Source organism: Marmoricola sp. URHB0036 (assembly GCF_000426045.1).
GTDB lineage: Bacteria > Actinomycetota > Actinomycetes > Propionibacteriales > Nocardioidaceae > Marmoricola.
This window is the reverse complement of the sequence record NZ_AUEP01000017.1, coordinates 38485-59755: the sequence shown is the minus strand read 5'-3', so window position 1 is coordinate 59755 and position 21271 is coordinate 38485. Positions and strand designations below refer to the sequence as shown.

The following is a 21271-nucleotide window of genomic DNA, read 5'->3' as shown; positions in this document are numbered from 1 at the left end:
GATGGGGACGTGGGAGCCTGGCCGGTGGGGGAGTACGTCGACGGTTGGGTCGACGGCTGGACGCGATCACGCGAGGCGCCGCGACCCGACCCGGTCGACGGCGGGTGGTACGTCGCCACGCGCAGTGCGACCGAGCACGGCCGGTTCGTGCTCAGCGACCCGACTCCCGAACGTCTCGCCGGGATCGTGGAGCAGGAGCACCCGCCGCGCACCGGTGTGAAGCTCCCCGGCGATCCGGACGAGTGGCTGCCCAGGTTCCGCGAGGGCTGGGAGCCCGACCACGCCGGTTGGTTCATGACCCGCGCGCTCGGTCACCCGCCCGGCCGACAGCCACCGACGGGCTACGAGGTCGCTGTCGACGCACAGCCCCGGCTCGTGGTGGCGCGGGTGCTGGCTCCCGAGGGCAACGAGGTGGCGAGTGGTCGGATGGGCCTCGGTGCGTCGTACGCCGTCGCCGACCAGATCGTCACCGACGAACGCCATCGTCGCCTCGGTCTCGGCACCGTCGTGATGGCCGCCCTCGAACGCTACGCCGTCGAGGCCGGACTCGACCGGGCCGTGCTCGGTGCGACCGATGACGGGCGCGCCCTCTACGAACGACTCGGCTGGGACGTCGGAGCGCCCCTGACCGCGGTCTACTACCGGCCGGCCTGACTCGCTGGGAGGACGGTGCCGGTGACCTCGCCGAGCGCGATCCGGCCACCGAGAGCGCCTGGTGCGGTGGCACGCAGGGTGACCGTGTCGCCGTCCTCGAGGAAGGTCCGGCCGCTGGTCGTCGGCGTGGCGAAGGGCTCCTTGCCGCCCCAGCTCAGCTCGAGCAACGAACCGCGCTGGTCGCGCTCGTCGCCGCTGATGGTGCCACTGGCGAAGAGGTCTCCGACGCGCAGCGAGGCGCCGTTCACCGTCATGTGCGCGAGCATCTGCGCGGGCGACCAGTACATCGCGGCGTACGGCGGCCGGCTCACCACCTCCCCGTTGAGCACGACCTCGAAGTCGATGTCGTAGCCGGCCGGCTCCTGCACGCGGAGGTACTCCAGCGGCTCCGGGTCCTGCCCCGGCAGCTCGACCCGGGCGGCCGTCAGCGCGGCCAGCGGGGTGACCCACGGACTGATCGAGGTGGCGAACGACTTGCCGAGGAACGGCCCGAGGGGCACGTACTCCCAGGCCTGGATGTCGCGCGCCGACCAGTCGTTGAGCGGCGTCACCCCGAACACGTGATCGGTGAAGGCCGAGGTCGGCACCGGTTCACCGAGCTGCGTCGCGCCACCGACGACGAAGCCGAGCTCGGCCTCGATGTCGAGGCGCCTGCTCGGGCCGTACGACGGAACGCCACCCGACTCCGGCCGCTGACCGCTCGGTCGGCGTACGTCGGTGCCGGAGACCACCACCGTCCCGGCACGACCGTGGTAGCCGATCGGCAGGTGCTTCCAGTTCGGCGTCAGCGCCTCCCCATCGGGACGGAAGATCCTCCCGACGTTGGTCGCGTGCTGTTCCGAGCAGTAGAAGTCGACGTAGTCCGCGACCTCGAACGGCCGGTGCATGGTGACCTCGTCGATCGGCACCAGCAGCGGCTCGACCCGCGGCTGGTGCACATCGTTGCCGAGCACCTCGACCAGCCACTCGCGGGCGATGTCCCAGACGGTGCGGCCCATGGCCAGGAACTCGTCCAGCCCCGCCTGTGCCCAGACCGGGGCGAGGTGCGGCCCCTCGCCGGCGTCGCCGCCCAGAGCGGCGACGGCCGAGGCCTCCATCACGAAGTCACCGATGCGTACGCCGACCCGGGGGTCGGTGCCTGGGGTGGAGAAGACGCCGTACGGGAGGTTGTCGAGGTCGTACGCCGAGCCGGCCGCTCCGGTCACCCAGCCCCTCATCCGGGGTCCCCGGCGGAGCGCGAGCGCAGCGAGTGGTCCGTTGGGGTGGTTAGCAGCCCCAGCTCGACGAGGTCCTCGTGGGCGTCGAGCACGCTGCACGACCCGAACGAGGTGAACCAGCGTCTGGTGCGCGCCGCCTCGTCAGGATCGGCGGAGAGCCGCTCGGCCACCGCGGCACCCTCGGTCTCGTCGAGCACCCGCGCCACGTCGTCCGGGGTGCCGCCGTCGAGCGAGGCCCGTGTCGCCAGCAGGACGTTGAGGAAGCCGTGGTGCTCGAACCCGGTCTGCTCGTCGCGGTGCCGCACCGCGTTGTGCAGCCCGGCCGTGCACTTGAACGGGAGCTCGCGGTCGAGGGCCGCTTCGATGCAGCCGGCCAGCTGACGTGAGCTCGGGAACAGGTCTGCCGTGGCGCCGCCGGTGCGGAACTTGAGGTGGATCTCGCGGGCCGCGAGCTCGTCGAGGGCGGCCAGCCAGCCGTGAGAGGGGCTGCCTGGTGGGACCGGCGGCTCCGCGAACACGACCACGTCGTCGAGCTGGGCGCCCAACGAGTCCACCACCTGGATCAGGCGCTGCGCGTTGTGGGCCAGGTCCTCCTCGTCGCGCAGCGCGAACTCGACCGCCCGCAGCGACAGGCCCTCCGAGCGGGACACCCAGGTGACCGCCGGCTCGATGGCACCGGCGCCGCCGGTGACGACGAGGTTGACACCAAGCTCGGTCGAGCCGGCGACCTCGGGGAGGCAGGCGGCCAGGTCCGCGACCTTCACGTCGCTGACCACGAAGCCGCCGACCAGGTCGGCGTACTCCTCGTCGCGGTGGTCGACGTGGTCGGCGACGGCTTGCTCCAGCGGCGCGTTGCCCGGCGGGAAGATCGCGGCGTCGTCCACGAAGCTGGTCAGGTAGGCAGGAATCGACACGGTTGCCACGCTAGATCACAAGGCGAGAGGGTGAAGCCGTGGCTTACTACCGACATGTGGGAGACATCCCGCGCACCAGGCACACGGCGTTCCGCGACGACCAGGGGGCGCTGCGCTACGAGGAGCTGATGGGGGAGGAGGGCTTCTCCTCCGACTCCTCGCTGCTCTACCACCGCGGCGTCCCCTCGGCCATCGTCGACAGCCAGCCGTGGGAGCTGCCCGACCTCACCACCACCCCGAACCACCCGCTGAAGCCGCGCCACCTCAAGCTGCACGACCTCCCGGCGGGTGGTGACCCGGTCACGGGGCGGCGACTGGTGATGGGCAACGGCGACGTGCGGATCAGCTACGTCGTGAGCGACACGACCTCGCCGTACTACCGCAACGCCGTGGGCGACGAGTGTGTCTACGTCGAGTCCGGCTCCGGCTCCGTCGAGACGATCTTCGGGTCACTGGACTACCGCACCGGCGACTACGTCCTGGTCCCTCGCGCCACCACCCACCGCTGGCTGCCGAGTGACATCGACGGCGAGGTGTCGCGTCTCTACGCCATCGAGGCCAACAGCCACATCGCGCCGCCCAAGCGCTACCTCTCCCGCTTCGGTCAGTTCCTCGAGCACGCGCCGTACTGCGAACGAGACCTGCACGGACCGACGGAGCCGCTCGTCGAGGACGGCACCGACGTCGAGGTCCTGGTCAAGCACCGCGGCAACGGACCGTCGGGCCTCGTCGGGTCCCGGCTGACGTACGCCACCCACCCGCTCGACGTGGTCGGCTGGGACGGGTGCCTCTACCCCTACACCTTCAACGTCGAGGACTTCATGCCGATCACCGGCAAGGTGCACCAGCCGCCGCCCGTGCACCAGGTGTTCGAGGGCTACAACTTCGTGGTCTGCAACTTCTGCCCGCGCAAGGTCGACTACCACGAGCAGTCGATCCCGGTGCCCTACTACCACTCCAACGTCGACTCCGACGAGGTGATGTTCTACGTCGGCGGTGACTACGAGGCGCGCAAGGGCTCGGGCATCGACATCGGCTCGATCTCGATCCACCCCGGCGGTCACGCGCACGGCCCGCAGCCGAGCGCGATCGAGGCCTCGATCGGGGTGGAGTACTTCGACGAGCTGGCGGTCATGGTGGACACCTTCCGGCCGCTCGAGCTCGGGGAAGCGGGGATGGCGGTCGAGGACCCCGCCTACGCCTGGACCTGGGCCGGACGCGGACCCGACAACGACGACGGTGGTCCGGCCGTCTTCTCCAACTCCTGAGGACCGGCGTGCCGACCTTCATCGCGTTCCTGCGCGCCGTCAACGTGGGCAAGCGCAAGTACGCCATGGCCGAGCTCCGCGACGCGCTGACCGCCGCCGGGTTCGAGGAGGTGGAGACCCACATCCAGACCGGCAACGTGCTCTTCCGCACCAGCCTCCGCTCGCGGGCGAAGGTCGTCGCCGCGCTGGAGAAGACGATGCTCGCCGACCGCGGCTTCGAGGTGCCGGTCGTGCTGATGACGCCCCAGGAGCTCAGTGAGCTGTACGACGAGGCCTGTGACTTCGCGGGGGGCAAGAAGCTCCAGGGCCACTACCTCAGCCTGCTCGCCGGTCCGCCCACCAAGGCAGGAAAGGCTGCTCTCGAGGAGCGGTCCGGCGACGGCGAGGAGGTGCGGGTCGGCCAGCGCGCCGTACACCTGATGCTGAGCACGCGGCCCTACCACGAGGCAACGACGGGCAACGCCGAGGTGGAGCGTCACCTCGGCGTGGCCACCACCCGTAACCTGACCGTCATCACGAAGCTGGCCGAGAAGTGGGGTTCATGAGCGAGAAGACCAACGCCACCGCCTGGTGGCGCGACGCCGTCATCTACCAGATCTACCCACGGTCGTGGGCCGATGCCGACGGGGACGGGATGGGCGACCTGCCCGGCATCACTGCGCGGCTGCCGCACCTGGTCGACCTCGGGGTCGACGCCGTCTGGCTCTCGCCCTTCTACACCTCTCCGCAGCACGACGCGGGGTACGACGTCGCCGACTACCGCGACGTCGACCCCCGGTTCGGGAAGCTGGCCGACGCCGACACGATGATCGCCCGGGCCCACGAGCTCGGGCTGCGGGTGCTCGTCGACCTGGTGCCCAACCACTCCTCCAGCGAGCACCCCTGGTTCAAGGAGGCACTCGCCTCCGCGCCCGGGAGCGCCGCGCGGGCACGCTACGTGTTCCGGGACGGCCGCGGTGAGCACGGCGAGGAGCCGCCGAACAACTGGCTCAGCGTCTTCGGCGGCCCGGGCTGGACCCGCGTCACCGAGGCCGACGGCGAGCCCGGCCAGTGGTACCTCCACCTCTTCGACGTGACCCAGCCCGACTTCGACTGGAGCAACCCCGAGGTCGGGGACGAGATGGAGTCGGTGCTCAGGTTCTGGCTGGACCGAGGTGTCGACGGCTTCCGCATCGACGTCGCCCACGGCCTGGTCAAGGCCGACGGACTTCCCGATGCGACCCACTCCTACGCCGACTCCAAGCGCACCGACGACCTGCCGATGTGGGACCAGCCCGGGGTGCACGACATCTACCGTCGCTGGCGCAAGGTCACCGACTCCTACGCCGTGGAGGGCGAGGACGCCGACCGCATCCTCTGCGCCGAGGCGTGGGTGCTGCCGGTGGAGTCGCTGGCCCGCTACGTGCGCGGCGACGAGCTGCACCAGTCGTTCAACTTCGGCTTCCTGATGGCACCCTGGATCGCCAAGGAGATGCGCGCGGAGATCACCGAGTCGCTGGCAGCGGTGGCGCCGTACGCCGCACCGCAGACGTGGGTCCTCTCCAACCACGACGTGGTCCGGCACGCCTCGCGGCTGGGCTACGCACCGCAACCGGGTCCGCTCCGGATGCCGGGGATCGGGGCCGACGACCCGCAGCCGGACGCCGAGCTGGGCCTGCGTCGTGCCCGGGCCGCCACCACCACGATGCTCGCCCTGCCGGGTTCGGCCTACCTCTACCAGGGCGAGGAGCTCGGCCTGCCCGAGGCGACCGAGCTGCCCGACGAGCTGCGTCAGGACCCGACGTGGGAGCGATCCGGCCACACCAACCGCGGTCGTGACGGCTGCCGGGTGCCGATCCCCTGGGAGGGTGGCGACCCGTCGTACGGCTTCGGGCCGTCGGAGAAGTCGTGGCTGCCCCAGCCCGAGGTGTTCGGCGAGCTCGCCGTGGCGCGTCAGCAGGGAGTGCCCGGATCGACGCTCGAGCTCTACCGGACCCTGCTCGGGCTGCGGCGCGAGCACCGGCTGGGCCGTGGAGAGCTGACGTGGCTGGACCTCGGCGAGGACGTCGTGGCCTTCGAGGTGACGACCGAGACCGGTGCGCCGGTGCGCCTGATCGCCAACGTGGGCGGACCGAACGTGCCGTTGCCGGCCGACGCCGAGGTGCTGGTCTGCAGCCAGGACGTCGACCTCGCCGATGGCCTACCGGCGGACTGCGCGGCGTGGCTTCGCTGACTTCCGTGGCGCCCTGATCTCTCCCGATCCACGCTTGACCAGTGTCGTCGGGACCACCTCGATGCTCGCAGGGGCCTGGTCCCCGTCGAGCCTGGCCAGGAGTCGGTCGAAGGCGTTCGCGCCGATGGTGTGGGTGTCCTGCCGCACCACGGTCACCCTCGGTTCCACGAACTCGCCGATGGCGACCTCGTCGAAGCCGACGAGCGCCACCGTCCCGGACAGCGACAGCTGCTGGAGCGCCACCACGGCCCCGGTGCAGATCACGTTGCGCGCGGCGAAGATCGCGGTGGGCGGGTCGTCGAGGCCGAGCACCTCGTGCGTGGCCCGGGTGGCGTCCTCGGTCGTGCGCAGGTCCATCCGCTCAAGGGCAGGGTCCTGGCCGATGCGGGAGGCGCGCAGCGCCATCCGGTAGCCGTCCCGTCGCTCCGCCGCGGTGGCAATGCTCTCGCTGTCGCCCAGGAAGGCGATGCGCCGGTGCCCGTGCGCGATCAGGTGGCCGACTGCCTCCGCGGCGCCCCCCTGGTTGTCGGCCACGACCGCATCGATCTCCGTGACCAGGGGCCGACGGTCGACGGCGACCACGGCGAGGCCGGAGGCCCGGTCGGTGTCGAGGTAGTCCTGGTGTCGGCTGGCGGGCATCAGGATCAGGCCGTCGATGCGACGGGCCACGAGCCCGTGGGCGGTCTCCCGCTCCCGCTCGGCGTCCTCGTCGATGCTCGACGCGATCACCACCACGCCCTCGGCTCGCGCCCGGTCCTCGATCGCCCGCAGCACGGCGCCGCAGAACTCGTTGCTCAGGTCCTGCACCAGCACGCCGATCGACGCCGTGCGGTGTCCGCGTCGCAGGTGACTGGCGGTGAGGTTGTGCCGGTACCCGAGCTCGGTGACCGCCGCGGTCACCCTCCGAACCAGCTCGTCGGTCACCCCGGCCTCGTCGTTGACGACGCGCGAAACCGTTTTCACAGAGACCCCCGCCCGGGACGCGACGTCGCGCATGGTGGCGCGGCCCGGCCCCGTGGGCCGTTCCGGTGAGGTTCGTCGGCTGTTCATGTGTGCCGTTCCTCGTCGCGAGTTGCTGCGGACAACGATGTCATCCTTCTGGTGTGATGCTTGACACACTCCCATGGAACAAGCAACCTGTTGGTCGGACAACGTTGTCATCCCGTGACCACACGAAGCACAGGAGTCACACAGCGTCGGCCGGAGTCAGGGGCTCTCGCCCGTTGCGCAGTTCCCTATTGCGGTACTACGTTCAATCACAGATGTGACTCACGTCACCAACCAGGGCCGGTCCGGGTCGGAGGAGACAGCAGCGCATGAGAGCACGGACAACACGCAGGATCCGAAAGCTGACGGCCCTCATCGGGACGGGTGTGATTGCCTGCGGCACCCTCGTGGCCTGTGGCGGCGAGAGCGGCACTCCGACCATCAACGTCTACGGCAGCACCTCGGACGCCGGCTTCGACAAGATCCTCAACGACTGCAACAAGGACGCCGCCGGCAAGTACAAGATCGTCCCGAACCTGATCCCCAGCGACGCCGACAGCCAGCGCGAGCAGTTCGTCCGTCGCCTCGCCGCCCACGACGACGGCATGGATGTCCTGGGCATGGACGTCACCTGGACCGCCGAGTTCGCAGAGGCCGGCTGGATCCGTGAGCTCACCGGTGCCAAGAAGGAAGCGGCCAGTGCCGGAGTCCTCCAGCCGCCGCTCGACACGGCCACCTGGAAGGACAAGCTCTACGCGATTCCGCGCAGCACCAACGTGCAGCTGCTCTGGTACCGCAAGTCCCTGGTGCCCACCGCGCCAAAGACGTGGGACGACGTGATCGCCGACAGCAAGAAGCTCAAGTCGGAGGGCAAGCCCTACGTCATCGGCATCACGGCTGCTCAGTACGAGGGCTACGTCGTCGGCTTCAACACGATCCTCTCCTCGCTCGGCGGCACCCTGGTCAACGACACCAGCACGAAGGTCACCGTCGACGACAAGACGGTGAAGGCGCTGAGCATCCTGCACGACCTCGCCACCGACGGCCTGGCCAGCAAGTCGCTGTCGAACAGCCAGGAGCCCGAGGTGTTCGCCCAGCTGCAGAACGGCGAGGCCGCGTTCATCATGAACTGGCCCTACGTGCAGAGCGCCATGAACGCCGCGGACAAGAAGGTCGCCGCCGACCTCGGCGTGAGCAGGCTCCCCGAGTTCGCCCCGGGTGAGCAGTCGCGGGCCACGCTGGGTGGGCTCAACTACGCGATCAGCAAGTACAGCAAGCACCCCGACCTCGCCTTCGACGCGGCCATGTGCCTGCGCGACGAGAAGCACCAGCTCGACGGTGCCCTCAGCCCGGCCGGCAACGTGCCCGTCCTGGAAAGCGTCTTCCAGAAACCCGAGTTCCAGAAGGCCTACCCGTTCTACCCCGACATCCTGGCCGAGCTGAAGACCGCGGTCCCGCGGCCGGTCACCCCGCTCTACCAGAACATCTCCACCATCGTGTCCACCACGTTGTCGCCCCCGGCATCGATCGACCCGGAGAAGACCGCGGACAAGCTCAAGTCCTCCATCCAGGACGCCATTGACGGAAAGGGGATTCTGCCGTGAGCGTCATCACGAAGCAGGACGAGGGCGTCGAGATCGCGAAGCGGCGCGCCAGCGAGGGCAAGCGCGCCGAGCAGAGGCTGGGCATGATGCTGTGCGCCCCGGCCGTGATCGTGATGCTCGCCGTGGCCGCCTACCCGATCCTCTACGCCATCTACCTGTCGTTCTTCAAGGCAGACCTGCGCACGCCCGACGCCAACGAGTTCATCTGGCTGAGCAACTACGTCACGGTGCTGAGCAGCTCCATCTGGTGGACGGCGTTCGGTGTCACGATCTTCCTCACCGTTGTCGGTGCCACGCTCGAGCTGGCGCTGGGCATGCTGCTGGCCATCGTGATGCACCGCACGATCATCGGTCGCGGGCTGGTACGCACCTCGGCTCTGGTCCCCTACGCGATCGTCACCGTGGTCGCGGCGTTCTCGTGGAGGTTTGCGTGGACCCAGGGTCTCGGTTGGTTGGCCGGTGACAATGCACCACTCACCGAGCGGTGGCCGTCGCTGTGGATCATCCTCCTGGCCGAGGTCTGGAAGACGGTCCCGTTCATGGCGTTGCTGCTGATGGCGGGCCTGGCCCTGGTGCCAGAAGACCTGCTCAAGGCGGCTTCGATGGACGGCGCGAATCCGTGGCAGCGGTTCTGGCGGATCACGGTGCCGCTGATCAAGCCGGCGATCCTCGTCGCGCTGCTGTTCAGGACCCTGGATGCCTTCCGAATATTCGACAACATCTACGTGCTCACCAGCGGAGCGAATAAGACGGCGTCGGTCTCGATCGTCGCCTACGACAACCTGATCAGAGGACTCAACCTCGGCATCGGGTCGACCATGGCCGTGCTGATCTTCCTGACCACCGCGATCATCGCGTTCATCTTCGTCAAGCTCTTCGGCGCTGCTGCGCCGGGACAGGAGTAGCTCGATGGCTGCCATGACCGAGTCCCCGCGCGCCAAGTTCGGATGGGGCCTGGCCAACGTCCTGGTGCTGGTCTACGCCTTCGTCCCGATCATCTGGATCATCTCGCTGTCGTTGAAGGGTGGGGACACCCTCAACGACGGCAAGTACCTGCCGGCCAACCCGACCAGCGAGGCGTACTCCACGATCTTCCAGAACGACGACTTCGTGCGCTCGCTGATCAACTCGATCGGCATCTGCCTGATCTCGACGTTCATCGCCCTCGTGCTCGGCACCATGGCGGCGTACGCCATCGCCCGGCTGGACTTCCCGGGCAAGCGAACCATCGTGGCGATGTCGCTGCTGGTCTCGATGTTCCCGCAGATCGCGCTGGTCACGCCGCTGTTCAAGATCGAGACCGCGATCCACATCTTCGACACCTGGCCCGGCCTGATCATCCCCTACATCACCTTCGCGCTGCCGCTGACGATCTACACCCTGTCCGCGTTCTTCCGTGAGATCCCGTGGGAGCTGGAGAAGGCCGCCAAGATGGACGGCGCCACGCCGTACCAGGCCTTCCGCAAGGTGATCACGCCGCTGGCCATGCCGGGCGTCTTCACGACCGCGATCCTCGCGTTCATCGCCTGCTGGAACGACTTCCTGTTCGCGATCTCGCTGACCTCCACCAACCGGGCGCGCACCGTGCCGGCGGCGATGTCCTACTTCACCGGCGCCACCACGTTCGAGAAGCCGGTGGCCGCCATCGCGGCAGCCGCCGTCGTGATCACCATCCCCATCATCATCTTCGTCCTGTTCTTCCAGCGTCGGATCGTCGCTGGCCTCACATCGGGAGCGGTCAAGGGCTGAGGCCCTCGACCATCACAGAAGGAGCAACCTCGTGGCAGAAATCGTTTTGGACCACGTCGTCAAGCGCTATCCCGACGGGGCACTGGCTGTCGACGACTTCAACCTGACCATCGCGGACGGCGAGTTCATCATCCTCGTCGGACCGTCCGGGTGCGGGAAGTCGACCCTGCTCAACATGGTCGCGGGCCTCGAGGACATCACCAAGGGCGAGCTGAGCATCGACGGCACCGTGGTGAACGACAAGGCGCCCAAGGACCGCGACATCGCGATGGTGTTCCAGTCCTACGCGCTCTACCCGCACATGACCGTGGGCGAGAACATGGCTTTCCCGCTCGTGCTGGCCGGAGTCGACAAGGCGACCATCAAGCAAAAGGTCGACGAGGCCGCCACGATGCTGGAGCTGACGAACCACCTGGACCGCAAGCCGGCCAACCTCTCGGGCGGTCAGCGCCAACGAGTGGCCATGGGACGCGCCATCGTGCGCAGTCCCAAGGCGTTCCTGATGGACGAGCCGCTGTCGAACCTCGACGCCAAGCTCCGTGTGCAGATGCGCACCCAGGTCGCCCGGATCCAGAAGACCCTCGCCACCACGACGCTCTACGTCACCCACGACCAGACCGAGGCCATGACGCTCGGCGACCGGGTCGTCGTGATGCGTGGCGGCCTTGTGCAGCAGGTCGGATCCCCGACGGACCTCTACGAGAATCCCCGCAACCTGTTCGTCGCCGGGTTCATCGGCAGCCCGGCGATGAACTTCATCCCGGCGACCATCGAGGGCGACTCGCTGAACAGTGGCCTGGGCACCATCCCCATGCCCGACGGCATCCGTCGCGCGGTGGAGCACAGCAAGGGCAAGGAAGTCATCGTCGGGCTCCGACCTGAGCACTTCGAGGACGCCGCCCTGGTCGGAGACGCACCGGGAGCGAAATTCACGGTGCCGATCGACCTGGTGGAGTCGATGGGTTCCGACATCTACGCCTACTTCGCCGTCCGTGGCACCGCGCACTCCGGCGACCTCGACGACCTGGCCAAGGACACCGGCCAGGACATGGTCGGTGAGGGCACCCAGGTGACGGCCCGACTCGACGCGGCAGCCAACGTGCATCCCGGACAGCAGGCCGAGCTGTGGGTCAACACCTCGAAGATGCACGTCTTCGACGTCGAGACCGGCGCCAACCTGACCTCGGGCGAGGCAGCGGGCGTCAGCGCCTGACCGCGGGTTCGGTCAGGCGGTGACCGACCCGCCGGCGCTCGGCCGGCGGCGTCGGGAGCTGCTCGCGACCAGCTGCATCACGTCGCGGTTCCAGTCGTGCTCGCGGATCAGCCGGTAGCGTTCGGCGGCGACCCGGATGTAGGCGTCGGCACCCGTCTCGTCACGCCCGCGTACGCCGGCCTCCTCGATCATCTCGAGCACCGGCGTGTACTCCTCGTCGAACCAGCGCCGCGCCATCGCCTGCTTGTCGAAGTAGGCACCTTCCTGGTGCATCAGGCGGCAGGCCCACGCCTCGATCATCTCGGCCAGCCGGTGGTAGTCGTGCGGGTCGGTGCAGTTGATCGCGGCCCGGCGCCCGTCGGTCAGGGGCACCCGGGTGAGGAAGCGGAGTCCCCAGTTCTTGCCCTCGAGGTCGCGCCGCCCGCCGATCCCCTCGGTGTCGAGGACGGTCTCGATCTCGGTGACGTGGGCCTCGATCTCGCGAGCTCCCTGGGCGCGGGCCACCGAGACCCGGTGGTGGCCGTCGATGACGAAGTAGAGGTTGCCGAGCTTGTAGACGTCGATCGGCGGCAGGTACTCGCCCATCCGGGTCTTCTCGGCCAGCCGCTGCCAGCGCTGGCGGCTGCGGTCAGAGGTCGGGCGGAAGCGGCGGTCGAAGTCCTTGACCTTGTCGACCGAGCCGACGATCTGGTCGAGCGGGATGACCTGGACGCCCAACGAGTGCTCGCCGCGACGACCGAGGGCGTCCACGACGTCGCCGAACGACAGGGTCTCGGTGATGGCGTCGGCGTCGCTGCGCATCCAGCTGGCCAGCTTGGACAGGGTCTGGTGCCGGCGTACGCGCAGGAAGTCGTACTCGGCATCCACCCGGGGGGAACCGGTGTCTCTCACCATGGCTCCATTCTCCCTGCGCTCAGGCAGTGTTCGCTGCCACCCGGGAGACCTTGGGCGTGACGTCCAACACCTTCCACGGGATGACGTTGCGGATGGTGGTGGGACCGACGTGCCGATCGGGCATCGTCTGGCCGTACGGGTGGATGTGTCCGTGCAGGTGCCAGGTCGGCTCGAGCCGCTCGATCACGCGGTGCAGCGCCTCGATGCCGACGTGCGGGCCGTCCTCCCCGTCACCCAGTCCCAGCGGTGGCGCGTGGGTCAGCAGCACGTCGACCGGGCGTCCTGACCGAGCGCGCCGCAGCAGCCGGCTGGCGCGCCGTTGGTACTGGCGCTGGGTGTACTGGTGCGGTCCGGGGCGGTACTTCACACAGCCACCCAGCCCGGCGATGCGAAGTCCGGCGGCCTCGATGACCTGTTGGTCGGCGTTCAGCACGCCGTGCGGCCGGGGCGCTTCGCACGGCATGCCGTCCCGGGTCCACATGCCGCTGCGGCCCCGCTTGGCGTCGGCGATCTCCGGGTCGTGGTTGCCCGGAACGAACACCATGGGCGCATCGACGCTGGAAGCGATCCACTCGAGGTAGTCCCAGGGGAGGTCGCCGGCGGCGAGCACGAGACCGGGGGAGAGGTCACGCAGCGTGCGCTCCTGGAGGTAGGAGGCCACCTCGTCGGCGACCACGAGCACGTTGACCATCTCTCGACACTAACGTGGGCGCCGCCATCACGCACGCGACGTTGACAGTGAAACTGTCAACGTCTTGGATGGCTGCATGTTCCCCGGTACCTGGGCCCAGCGCACTCCCGACAAGCCGGCCCTGGTGATCGCCGAGACGGGACGGACCACCACCTATGCCGAGCTCGACGAGCGCAGTCTCCGGCTCGCACACGTGCTCGCCGATGCCGGGTTGCGCGTCGGTGACGTGGTGGCGATGGTCAGCGACAACGCCCCCGAGGCCTACGAGGTCTACTGGGCCGCGCTGCGCTCGGGGCTGTACATCACCGCCGTCAACCACCACCTCTCTGCGCCGGAGGCGGCCTACATCGTCGACGACTGCGGGGCCAAGGCCCTCGTCGTGTCGGGGGCCAAGGCCGAGCTGGTCGAGGCGATGGCCGACCTGGTCGACGTGCCGGTGCGGCTGGCCTTCGGCGGGACGGTCCCTGGCTGCACGTCCTACGACGAAGCGCTGGCGTCCGCGAGCACCGAACCCCTGGCCGACCAGCCGCACGGTGACGACTTCCTGTACTCCTCGGGGACCACCGGCCGGCCCAAGGGGATCAAGCTGCCGCTGCAGCCGATCAAGGTCGACGAGCCCGGCTACCCCTACGTGACGATCTTCGGGGCCCTGTTCTCCTACGGCGAGGACACCGTCTACCTCTCGCCGGCGCCGGTCTACCACGCAGCACCGCTGCGCTACACCGGCGTGATCCAGGCGCTGGGCGGCACGGTCGTGCTGATGCAGCGCTTCGAGCCCGAGAACTTCCTCTCGGCGATCCAGGAGTACGCCGTCACCGACACGCAGGTGGTGCCGACCATGTTCGTGCGGCTGCTCAAGCTGCCGGAGGAGGTGCGGGCGTCGTACGACACCTCGAGCCTGCGGACGGTCGTGCACGCAGCGGCGCCGTGCCCGGTCGAGGTCAAGCAGCAGGTGATGGAGTGGCTGGGCCCGATCGTGCACGAGTACTACGCCAGCACCGAGGCCAACGGTGCCACCTACGTCGGACCCGATGACTGGCTCGCCCACCCCGGGACGGTCGGCCGGTCCCTGCTCGGCACTCCGCGGATCTGCGACCCGGAGGGCAAGGAGGCGCCGGCCGGCGAGGTCGGGACGATCTACTTCGAGCGCGATGACGAGCCGTTCACCTACCACGGCGACGCCGACCGGACAGCTGCCACCCGGCACCCCGAGCACCCGTTCTGGTCGACGGTCGGCGACCTCGGCTACCTCGACGACGAGGGCTACCTCTACCTCACCGACCGCAAGGCGTTCATGATCATCAGTGGCGGGGTGAACATCTACCCCCAGGAGATCGAGGACCTGTTCAGCCTGCACCCGGCGGTGCTCGACATCGCCGTGATCGGTGTTCCCGACGACGACATGGGGGAGCGGGTGGTGGCCTTCGTCCAGCCGGCTCCTGGGGCTGGCGCCGACCTGGCGGCCGAGCTGACGGCGTACGCCTGGGAGCGGATCGCGCACTTCAAGGTACCCCGCGAGTTCATCGTCACCGACGACCTGCCGCGCACGCCGACCGGCAAGCTGGTCAAGCAACGGCTGCGCGACCGCTACGCCGCAGAGGTGACGGCGTGAGCGACCTCGAGGTCCGGCTGGACGACGGCGCGCTCTGGCTGACCCTGAACCGGCCCGAACAGTTCAACGCCCTCACCGGCGAGATGGTGCTCGCCCTGATCGAGCAGCTGCGTGGGGCCACTACACGTGACGACGTCCGGGTCGTCGTCCTCACCGGGGCCGGGGCCGCCTTCTCGGCCGGCGCCGACCTGGGCGGTGAGAACGCGCAGGAGAACTACGACGCGGGCTCCGTCGACGGAGCCAACCTGCTGATCCGCGCCATCCTCGATCTCGACAAGCCGGTGGTGTGTGGGCTGAACGGCATCGCCGCCGGCGTCGGCATGTCGACCGCCCTGGCCTGTGACCTGGTGGTGGCAACGGAGTCGGCAGCCCTGACGCTGGCCTTCACCAAGATCGGGCTGATGCCCGACGGGGGCGCCACCGCGACCGTGGCCGCGTCGGTCGGACGCGCCCGCGCGATGCGACTGGCCCTGCTCTCCGACCTGCTCACCGCCCAGGAGGCGTACGCCGCCGGCCTGGTCACGCACGTGTTCGCCGACGACGCCTACGCCGAGCAGCTCGGCAAGATCGTCGGCCGGCTCTCCCGCGGCGCCCCGCTCGCCTTCGCCGCGACCAAGAAGGCCGTCAACGCCGCGACCCTCGGCGGTCTCGACGGCGCCTTCCAGCGCGAACGGGCGGGCCAGTCGGTGCTGCTCCGCACCGAGGACGTCGCCGAGGGGATGAAGGCCTTCACCGAGAAGCGGCGGGCGCAGTTCCGGGGCCGCTGAGTCGGGTACTCACCCGGACGTGCAGCTGGGAACACTCTTCGGGCTGGGCGCAGCCCTCGCGTTCGGGCTGTGCGACTTCGTGGCCGGGATCGCCTCCCGCTGGATCAGCTTCTGGTGGGTCACCCTGGCCAGCCTGGGCGCGTCCGTCGCCGGGGCCTGGGTGATCGTGGCCGTCCGCGGTGACGGTGCAGCGGATCAGGACGCGCTCGGCTGGGGTGTCGCCGCGGGTGTCGGTGCCGCCGTGGGAGCGACCGCGCTGTACCGCGGCTACGGGCACGGGCAGATGGCCGTCGCCGGACCGTTGTCGGCAGTGGGAGCGGCGGCGTTGCCCGCGGTGGTCGGAGCACTGCTGGGTGACCGGCTTCCCGCCTACGGGATCGTCGGCGTGGTGCTCGCCCTGCCGGCGATCTGGATGATGGCCGGCGGTGGGGAGGGCGCCGACTCGGTGCGTGCCGGGGTGCCGGGCGGGTTGCTCTCGGGTGCCGGGTTCGCGCTCGAGTTCGTCGGCCTCGAGCGCGCAGGTGGCGGGTCGGGCCTGCTACCGGTGGCGATCTCGCAGACGACGGCCATGGTGCTCGTTGCGCTGGTGGTGGCGACGGTGCACCCGCCGTGGCGGCGGAGCTCGCGCGCCTTCTCACTCGCCGTCCTCGCCGGGCTGCTGAGCCTGGTGGCCACGGCTGCCTACTTCGGAGCCGCGCACGAAGGCATGTTGACCGTTGCCGCCGTGCTGGCCTCCGTCTACCCCGGAGTGACGGTGGCGCTCGCAGCGGTGTTCCTGCACGAGCGACCGGGACGTCGTCAGCTGCTGGGGCTGGCCCTGGGAGCCGTGGCCGTCGTCCTCATCGCCACGTCCTGATCGGTCAGGCTCAGTCGCGCTCGAGCTCGTCGTTGGTGAGCCCGCTCACGACCGAGCGGGCGTGGTCCTCCGGGTCCCACCCGTCCACGGCATGCTCGTCGCGCTTGTGCAGGAGCAACCACTGCTCCCGGCCGGAGGCGTCGAGGTCGGTGCGGATGAGCACGAAGCGGCCACGCAGCTTCTCGCCGTACACCTCCGCGTGCAGCTCGCCGGCCTCCACCTCCGAGGCCGGGTCGTCGGTCTTGTAGGGCTCCCAGGTGCCGCGGTCCCAGATGATCACGTCCCCTCGGCCGAGCACTCCCTCGACCTCGGCGTGCTCGAGGCCGTGGTCGTCGACATGGATCGCGAGGCGGCGTACGTCGGGATCGAGGGTGGGTCCCTTCGGCACCGCCCAGGACGCGAGCACGCCGTCGATCTCGAACCGCACGTCGTAGTGCCGCGCGGTCGCGCGGTGCAGCTGTACGACGAACAGCCGCTCGGTCACGCGTGCTTCCTGACGTGCTCGACGACAGCGTTCTCGATGACGTCGAGGTCGGCGGCATCCGGAAGGTGCACTCGACCCTCCAGGGCGATGAGCCTCGCGTGGGGCAGCCCGTCGACCAGCTGCTGGGCTCCACGGAAGCCGATCAACCGGTCGTTGCGGTAGTGCACGACCAGGGCAGGGGCCTCGATCGAGGCCAGCTTGTCGCTGACGTCCTGCCGGTACATGTCCTCGAGGTAGTCGGCCGCCACCCCGGGTGATGCGGAGTCACGGAAGACCTTGGCCAGGTGCCACTCGCCCTCGGTGCTGATGCCGGGCCGGTAGAGGTCGGCGAGGATCCTGGACCCGACACCCCAGTGCGTGCGCGCGATGTCGACGACGTGCTCACGCAGCGTCACGTCGGGGAACGTCTTCGGTGCGCTGGCGAAGGTGCCGAAGAGGACCAGGGAGTCGACCCACTCGGGGTGCTCGTGCGCCAGGGTCACCGCGATCGGACCGGCGGCGGACATGGCCAGCAGCGACACCGGGGGACCGACGGCCCGCACGACGTCCGCGAGCTCGGCCACACTCGCCTCCAGCCCGTAGTCCTCGACCGGTCCCGGCGACAGCCCGGTGCCGGCTCGGTCGAACAAGGTGATCGAGAGGTCTCCGGTCAGCCGCTCGAGGAGGGAGGATCGCGGATCACGCCCCGACGCGATCACGTCCAGGCTGGAGATCCAGCCGAGGATGACGACCACCTTGGGGCCAGAGCCGGTGGTCGCGTAGGCGACGGTGTGCCCGGCCGCCGCCCGGAGGTAGCGCACCTGCATCCCGGCGAGCCGGTGCTGGCCCGGCCGCTCGGCAGTCCGTGCGGACGTCGACGACGGACCCCTGAGCACGGCCAGCTGGGCCTCCACCAGCGCCGAGGAGGGTTCCAGGCCGAGCTCGTCGGCCAGCTCCCGGCGATAGTCCTGGTACTGCTCGAGCGCCTCGGCCGCCCGGCCCTCCGCGTGCAGCGCCCGCATCAGCACGATCCTCGCCTGCTCGCGCAGTGCGTGCTCGGCCACGAAGGGCTGCATCACCGTGATGGCCTCGGCCGCCCGCCCCGAGTCGAGCAGTGCCACGGCGTACCTCTCGACCGCGACGCGCTGCAGCTCCTCGAGCCGGAGCACCTCCAACCCCGCGATGTCGGAGTCGCCGAGGTCGCCGTACGGTCGGCCGCGCCAGAGTCGCAGCGCCTCGCTCAGGGTCTCCGCGGCCTCGGCCGACGCCTCGTCACGTGCCCGCTCGACCAGGCCCTCGAAGACGTCGACGTCGACCTCGCCGGGCTGGAGGTCGAGCAGGTAGCCGTGCTCGCGGGTGAGCAGGAGGTCGCGGCAGCCGAGCTGGTCGAGGCTGGCGCGGAGCTTGAAGACCACGCTGTGCAGTGCGGCTGCCGGGTTCTCCGGTGGGTCGTCGAAGAGCAGGTCGACCAGTCGGTCCACGGAGACCACCTGCCCGCGGCGTGCGACGAGGGCAGCGAGCAGTGCGGGCTGACGCGTGCCGGGCAGTACGACGACCCGGCCGTCGGTGTCGACGAGTGAGACCTCGCCGAGGACGCGCACCAGCATGGAACCTCCCACGCTCATTGTGCCTCCGCGACCACTCCGAGCAGCGCGCACCGGTCGACCCGGGCCGGGTCGGGCAGGTGCAGCGTTCCCTGACCCTCGAGCACACCGTCGACCACCTGCAGGGTCAGCCCCACGCGACGCAGGAGTCGCACGGAGGCGTGGTTGGCGGGGTCCACGGTGGCCGCGACGGCGCTGAAGCCGTTGGCCCACGCCAGCGTCACGACGGTGTCCAGCAGGATGCCACCGAGGCCCTGGCCGTGCCAGTGGTCGACCACTTCGAGCGCGACGTCGACCGTGCGGCGGTCGTAGGCGGCATATCGGCCGATGCCGACGGGCTCGGCGTCGATCGTGACGAGCCAGGCGACGTGGTCGCGGTGCCCCACCTCGGTGAGCCGCTGGAGCACGCGATCGGGCAGGTACGGCATCCCGGTCAGGTAGCGGCGCGCCCGGGAGAGCTCCGACATCCCGGCGAACACCTCGAGCACCGGCTCACTCTCGCCGGCGCGCAGGGGACGGAGCGCGGCCACCTGGCCGTCGTCGAGGGTCACCTCGACGTGGTCGGGCCAGATCTGGGCTGCGGGCTGGGCGGACATGGTTCCTCCTGGGTGCGAATGACACGCCCAGAGTCCCCGCAGCCCCTTCCCCCAGCCTTCCTCGGCTCAGCTCACCTCGACGCCGGCCTCGCGCATCTCCACGAGCGCGCGCTCGGTCGATTCCGGGGCCACGCCCGCGCAGAGGTCGAGCAGCAGCCGGGTGGCGAAGCCGGTGCCGACCGCGTCGAGAGCGGTGGCACGGACGCAGTGATCGGTGGCGATGCCGCACACGTCGACGCGCGACACGTCGTGTGCCCGCAGCCAGTCGGCGAGCGAGGTGCCGTGGTGGTCGGCGCCCTCGAACCCGGAGTACGCCGCCTGGTGCTCGCCCTTGAGGAAGATCGCGTCGAAGGGCTGCGGATCGAGGTTGGGGTGGAAGGCCTCGCCGTCGGTGCCGACCTTGCAGTGCACCGGCCAGCTGTCCACGAAGTCGGGTTCCTTCGACCAGTGCGCGCCGGGGTCGATGTGGTGGTCCTTGGTGGCTACCACGACGTCGTACGCCGGCGCCTTGGGGTCCTGGCGGGTCCAGTGGTGGAGCAGGGCGGCGATGTCGCTCGCGACCTGGGCGCCACCGGTGACCGGCAGCGAACCGCCCTCGCAGAAGTCGTTCTGGACGTCGACGACGATGAGCGCCTGCTTCATGGCAGGAGGCTACTCGTAGCCCTCGAAGTGCGTCTCGATCACCGGCTCGCCCTTGGAGAGCTGGCGAGCGACGAGGGGGAGCTCGGCGCGGGAGCGCTGGTGACGCTCGCGGGCGTCCTCGAGGGACTCGCGCCCGACGACCTTGCCGTTGCGGACCAGCGGGACCAGCACGGTGCGGTCGTCACCGTCGTTCTCGACCGGTCGCCCGACGCCGAGGATCTCGGCCTGGGCGGTGCCGTCGGGGGAGAGGCGGCGCAAGGCGTACTTGCGGCCGCCGACCGAGATCTTGTCCTTGCTCTTCTTGGCGACGCCCACCAGCTCGTCGCTCGAGTCCTCGCGAGCGACGAGCTTGTAGACGAACCCGCACGTCGGGTGCCCGCTGCCCGTGACCAGCTGGGTCCCGACGCCGTAGCCGTCGACCGGGGCCGCCGACAGCCCGGCGATCGCGAACTCGTCGAGGTCGGAGGTGACGATGATGCGTGTCTTGGTGGCGCCGAGCTCGTCGAGCTGGGCTCGCACCCGATAGGCAAGCACCGCGAGGTCGCCGGAGTCGATGCGGACAGCGCCGAGGTCAGGACCCGCGATCTCGACGCCGATGCGGACGGCCTCGGCGATGTCGAAGGTGTCGACCAGCAGGGTGGTGCCCTTGCCGAGCGAGTGCACCTGTGCACGGAAGGCATCGGTCTCGGTGTCGTGCACCAGCACGAAGGAGTGTGCGCTCGTGCCGGCCGTGGGGATGCCGTACTCCAGGCGCGCGCGGAGGTTGGAGGTGGCGGTGAAGCCGGCGACGTACGCCGCCCGCGCGGCTGCGACCGCCGCCCACTCATGAGTACGCCGTGACCCCATCTCGATGACGGGCCGCTCGCCCGCCGCCCAGGTCATCCGGGAGGCGGCCGAGGCGATCGCCGAGTCGTGGTTGTAGATCGACAGCAGCACCGTCTCGAGGAGCACGGCGTCGGCGAAGGTGGACTCGACGACCATCAGCGGCGAGTAGGGGAAGTAGGTCTCGCCCTCGGGGTAGCCCCAGATGTCGCCGCCGAAGCGGTAGTCGGCGAGGTAGTCGAGCGTCGGCTCGTCGACGATCTGCTGCGAGCGGAGCATCTCGAGCTCGTCGTCACCGAAGCGGAACGACTCGATCGCGTCCAGCGCGCGGCCGACCCCGGCGACGACGCCGTAGCGACGTCCCGCAGGCAACCGACGGGGAAAGAGCTCGAAGACCGAGCGCCGGTGCGCGGCTCCGGAGTCGATGGCGGCCTGCAGCATGGTCAGCTCGTACTGGTCGGTCAGCAGCGCCGTCGACCTGCCCGTGGAGGTGCTCACAGCGACAC

General features: G+C 69.7%; 21 protein-coding genes. 11 read left to right on the top strand and 10 right to left on the bottom strand.

Annotated features, from left to right (window positions below):
• Positions 1-9: 9 nt before the first annotated feature.
• A complete protein-coding gene (locus H976_RS29060; protein ID WP_051277027.1) occupies positions 10-654 on the top strand; it encodes a GNAT family N-acetyltransferase in 645 nt (214 codons plus the stop codon).
• Here H976_RS29060 and fahA read toward each other — a convergent pair.
• Positions 639-1871 carry a fumarylacetoacetase gene (gene fahA, locus H976_RS0118515; protein ID WP_036227324.1) on the bottom strand — a complete coding sequence of 411 codons (1233 nt, stop codon included), beginning with the start codon at positions 1869-1871 and terminating at the stop codon, positions 639-641. The two genes, H976_RS29060 and fahA, sit on opposite strands and share 16 nt — an antisense overlap.
• Complete coding sequence (locus H976_RS27225; RefSeq protein WP_036227322.1) at positions 1868-2785, bottom strand: hypothetical protein; 918 nt, start codon at positions 2783-2785, stop codon at positions 1868-1870. Before H976_RS27225 ends, fahA begins: the two co-directional genes overlap by 4 nt.
• Positions 2786-2823: 38 nt before the next feature.
• Between H976_RS27225 and H976_RS0118505 the strand changes: the two genes are divergently transcribed.
• From H976_RS0118505 to H976_RS0118495, 3 genes are read left to right on the top strand one after another with little or no spacing between them, the layout of a single operon-like run.
• On the top strand, positions 2824-4053 hold the full coding sequence (locus H976_RS0118505) for a homogentisate 1,2-dioxygenase (protein WP_027862754.1): 1230 nt from the start codon (positions 2824-2826) through the stop codon (positions 4051-4053).
• 8 nt (positions 4054-4061) lie between these two features.
• Positions 4062-4598 (top strand): DUF1697 domain-containing protein, encoded by a 537-nt coding sequence (locus H976_RS27220; RefSeq protein WP_036227321.1) that lies wholly within the window; start codon positions 4062-4064, stop codon positions 4596-4598.
• Entirely contained in the window at positions 4595-6265 is a 1671-nt protein-coding gene (locus H976_RS0118495) for an alpha-amylase family glycosyl hydrolase (RefSeq protein WP_027862753.1), read from the top strand. Before H976_RS27220 ends, H976_RS0118495 begins: the two co-directional genes overlap by 4 nt.
• Here H976_RS0118495 and H976_RS27215 read toward each other — a convergent pair.
• Positions 6233-7261, bottom strand: a complete 1029-nt coding sequence (locus H976_RS27215; protein ID WP_255337328.1) for a LacI family DNA-binding transcriptional regulator — start codon at positions 7259-7261, stop codon at positions 6233-6235. The genes H976_RS0118495 and H976_RS27215 overlap by 33 nt on opposite strands.
• Before the next feature lie 320 nt (positions 7262-7581).
• Between H976_RS27215 and H976_RS0118485 the strand changes: the two genes are divergently transcribed.
• Genes H976_RS0118485 through H976_RS0118470 form a run of 4 tightly spaced genes read left to right on the top strand, consistent with a single transcriptional unit; the run spans position 7582 to position 11818 of the window.
• Positions 7582-8856, top strand: coding sequence for an ABC transporter substrate-binding protein (locus H976_RS0118485; RefSeq protein WP_196804141.1), 1275 nt, complete (start codon positions 7582-7584; stop codon positions 8854-8856).
• Complete coding sequence (locus H976_RS0118480) at positions 8853-9761, top strand: carbohydrate ABC transporter permease (RefSeq protein WP_051277025.1); 909 nt, start codon at positions 8853-8855, stop codon at positions 9759-9761. Before H976_RS0118485 ends, H976_RS0118480 begins: the two co-directional genes overlap by 4 nt.
• Before the next feature lie 4 nt (positions 9762-9765).
• On the top strand, positions 9766-10605 hold the full coding sequence (locus H976_RS0118475) for a carbohydrate ABC transporter permease (RefSeq protein WP_027862750.1): 840 nt from the start codon (positions 9766-9768) through the stop codon (positions 10603-10605).
• Positions 10606-10636: 31 nt separating this feature from the next.
• The gene (locus tag H976_RS0118470; protein ID WP_027862749.1) at positions 10637-11818 is read left to right on the top strand and encodes an ABC transporter ATP-binding protein; all 1182 of its coding nucleotides are present in this window, start codon (positions 10637-10639) and stop codon (positions 11816-11818) included.
• 12 nt (positions 11819-11830) lie between these two features.
• Here H976_RS0118470 and H976_RS0118465 read toward each other — a convergent pair whose 3' ends face one another.
• Together H976_RS0118465 and H976_RS0118460 are read right to left on the bottom strand one after the other, a co-directional pair.
• Positions 11831-12712 (bottom strand): ParB/RepB/Spo0J family partition protein, encoded by an 882-nt coding sequence (locus H976_RS0118465; protein ID WP_036227313.1) that lies wholly within the window; start codon positions 12710-12712, stop codon positions 11831-11833.
• Positions 12713-12731: 19 nt separating this feature from the next.
• Positions 12732-13403 carry a metallophosphoesterase gene (locus H976_RS0118460; protein WP_027862747.1) on the bottom strand — a complete coding sequence of 224 codons (672 nt, stop codon included), beginning with the start codon at positions 13401-13403 and terminating at the stop codon, positions 12732-12734.
• A gap of 76 nt (positions 13404-13479) precedes the next feature.
• On the opposite strand from H976_RS0118460, the gene H976_RS0118455 reads away from it, so the two are divergent.
• The 3 genes from H976_RS0118455 to H976_RS0118445 are packed head-to-tail and all read left to right on the top strand — an operon-like array spanning position 13480 to position 16638.
• Entirely contained in the window at positions 13480-15015 is a 1536-nt protein-coding gene (locus H976_RS0118455) for an acyl-CoA synthetase (RefSeq protein WP_027862746.1), read from the top strand.
• Positions 15012-15782, top strand: coding sequence for an enoyl-CoA hydratase-related protein (locus H976_RS0118450; protein WP_027862745.1), 771 nt, complete (start codon positions 15012-15014; stop codon positions 15780-15782). Before H976_RS0118455 ends, H976_RS0118450 begins: the two co-directional genes overlap by 4 nt.
• Positions 15783-15801: 19 nt before the next feature.
• Complete coding sequence (locus tag H976_RS0118445; RefSeq protein WP_051277023.1) at positions 15802-16638, top strand: DMT family transporter; 837 nt, start codon at positions 15802-15804, stop codon at positions 16636-16638.
• 10 nt (positions 16639-16648) lie between these two features.
• On the opposite strand, the gene H976_RS0118440 is transcribed toward H976_RS0118445, so the two are convergent.
• The 5 genes from H976_RS0118440 to H976_RS0118420 all read right to left on the bottom strand — a co-directional run bounded on the left by H976_RS0118440 (position 16649) and on the right by H976_RS0118420 (position 21263).
• Positions 16649-17122: a DNA polymerase ligase N-terminal domain-containing protein gene (locus H976_RS0118440; protein ID WP_027862743.1), complete on the bottom strand. Its 474-nt coding sequence runs from the start codon at positions 17120-17122 to the stop codon at positions 16649-16651.
• Complete coding sequence (locus H976_RS0118435; RefSeq protein ID WP_027862742.1) at positions 17119-18708, bottom strand: BTAD domain-containing putative transcriptional regulator; 1590 nt, start codon at positions 18706-18708, stop codon at positions 17119-17121. Before H976_RS0118435 ends, H976_RS0118440 begins: the two co-directional genes overlap by 4 nt.
• A 14-nt stretch (positions 18709-18722) precedes the next feature.
• Entirely contained in the window at positions 18723-19301 is a 579-nt protein-coding gene (locus tag H976_RS0118430) for a GNAT family N-acetyltransferase (RefSeq protein WP_027862741.1), read from the bottom strand.
• Positions 19302-19367: 66 nt separating this feature from the next.
• Positions 19368-19943 carry a nicotinamidase gene (locus H976_RS0118425; protein ID WP_027862740.1) on the bottom strand — a complete coding sequence of 192 codons (576 nt, stop codon included), beginning with the start codon at positions 19941-19943 and terminating at the stop codon, positions 19368-19370.
• A gap of 9 nt (positions 19944-19952) precedes the next feature.
• Positions 19953-21263 carry a nicotinate phosphoribosyltransferase gene (locus H976_RS0118420; RefSeq protein WP_036227311.1) on the bottom strand — a complete coding sequence of 437 codons (1311 nt, stop codon included), beginning with the start codon at positions 21261-21263 and terminating at the stop codon, positions 19953-19955.
• Between the last annotated feature and the right edge of the window lie 8 nt (positions 21264-21271).

What these genes read in the sequence shown, in the direction of transcription:
- H976_RS27215 (WP_255337328.1), bottom strand. Translation starts at nt 7,261, where the DNA reads ATGCGCGACGTCGCGTCCCGGGCGGGGGTCTCTGTGAAAACGGTTTCG.
- H976_RS0118485 (WP_196804141.1), top strand. Translation starts at nt 7,582, where the DNA reads ATGAGAGCACGGACAACACGCAGGATCCGAAAGCTGACGGCCCTCATC.
- fahA (WP_036227324.1), bottom strand. Translation starts at nt 1,871, where the DNA reads ATGAGGGGCTGGGTGACCGGAGCGGCCGGCTCGGCGTACGACCTCGAC.
- H976_RS0118430 (WP_027862741.1), bottom strand. Translation starts at nt 19,301, where the DNA reads ATGTCCGCCCAGCCCGCAGCCCAGATCTGGCCCGACCACGTCGAGGTG.
- H976_RS0118465 (WP_036227313.1), bottom strand. Translation starts at nt 12,712, where the DNA reads ATGGTGAGAGACACCGGTTCCCCCCGGGTGGATGCCGAGTACGACTTC.
- H976_RS0118455 (WP_027862746.1), top strand. Translation starts at nt 13,480, where the DNA reads ATGTTCCCCGGTACCTGGGCCCAGCGCACTCCCGACAAGCCGGCCCTG.
- H976_RS0118460 (WP_027862747.1), bottom strand. Translation starts at nt 13,403, where the DNA reads ATGGTCAACGTGCTCGTGGTCGCCGACGAGGTGGCCTCCTACCTCCAG.
- H976_RS0118475 (WP_027862750.1), top strand. Translation starts at nt 9,766, where the DNA reads ATGGCTGCCATGACCGAGTCCCCGCGCGCCAAGTTCGGATGGGGCCTG.
- H976_RS0118425 (WP_027862740.1), bottom strand. Translation starts at nt 19,943, where the DNA reads ATGAAGCAGGCGCTCATCGTCGTCGACGTCCAGAACGACTTCTGCGAG.
- H976_RS0118495 (WP_027862753.1), top strand. Translation starts at nt 4,595, where the DNA reads ATGAGCGAGAAGACCAACGCCACCGCCTGGTGGCGCGACGCCGTCATC.
- H976_RS0118435 (WP_027862742.1), bottom strand. Translation starts at nt 18,708, where the DNA reads ATGCTGGTGCGCGTCCTCGGCGAGGTCTCACTCGTCGACACCGACGGC.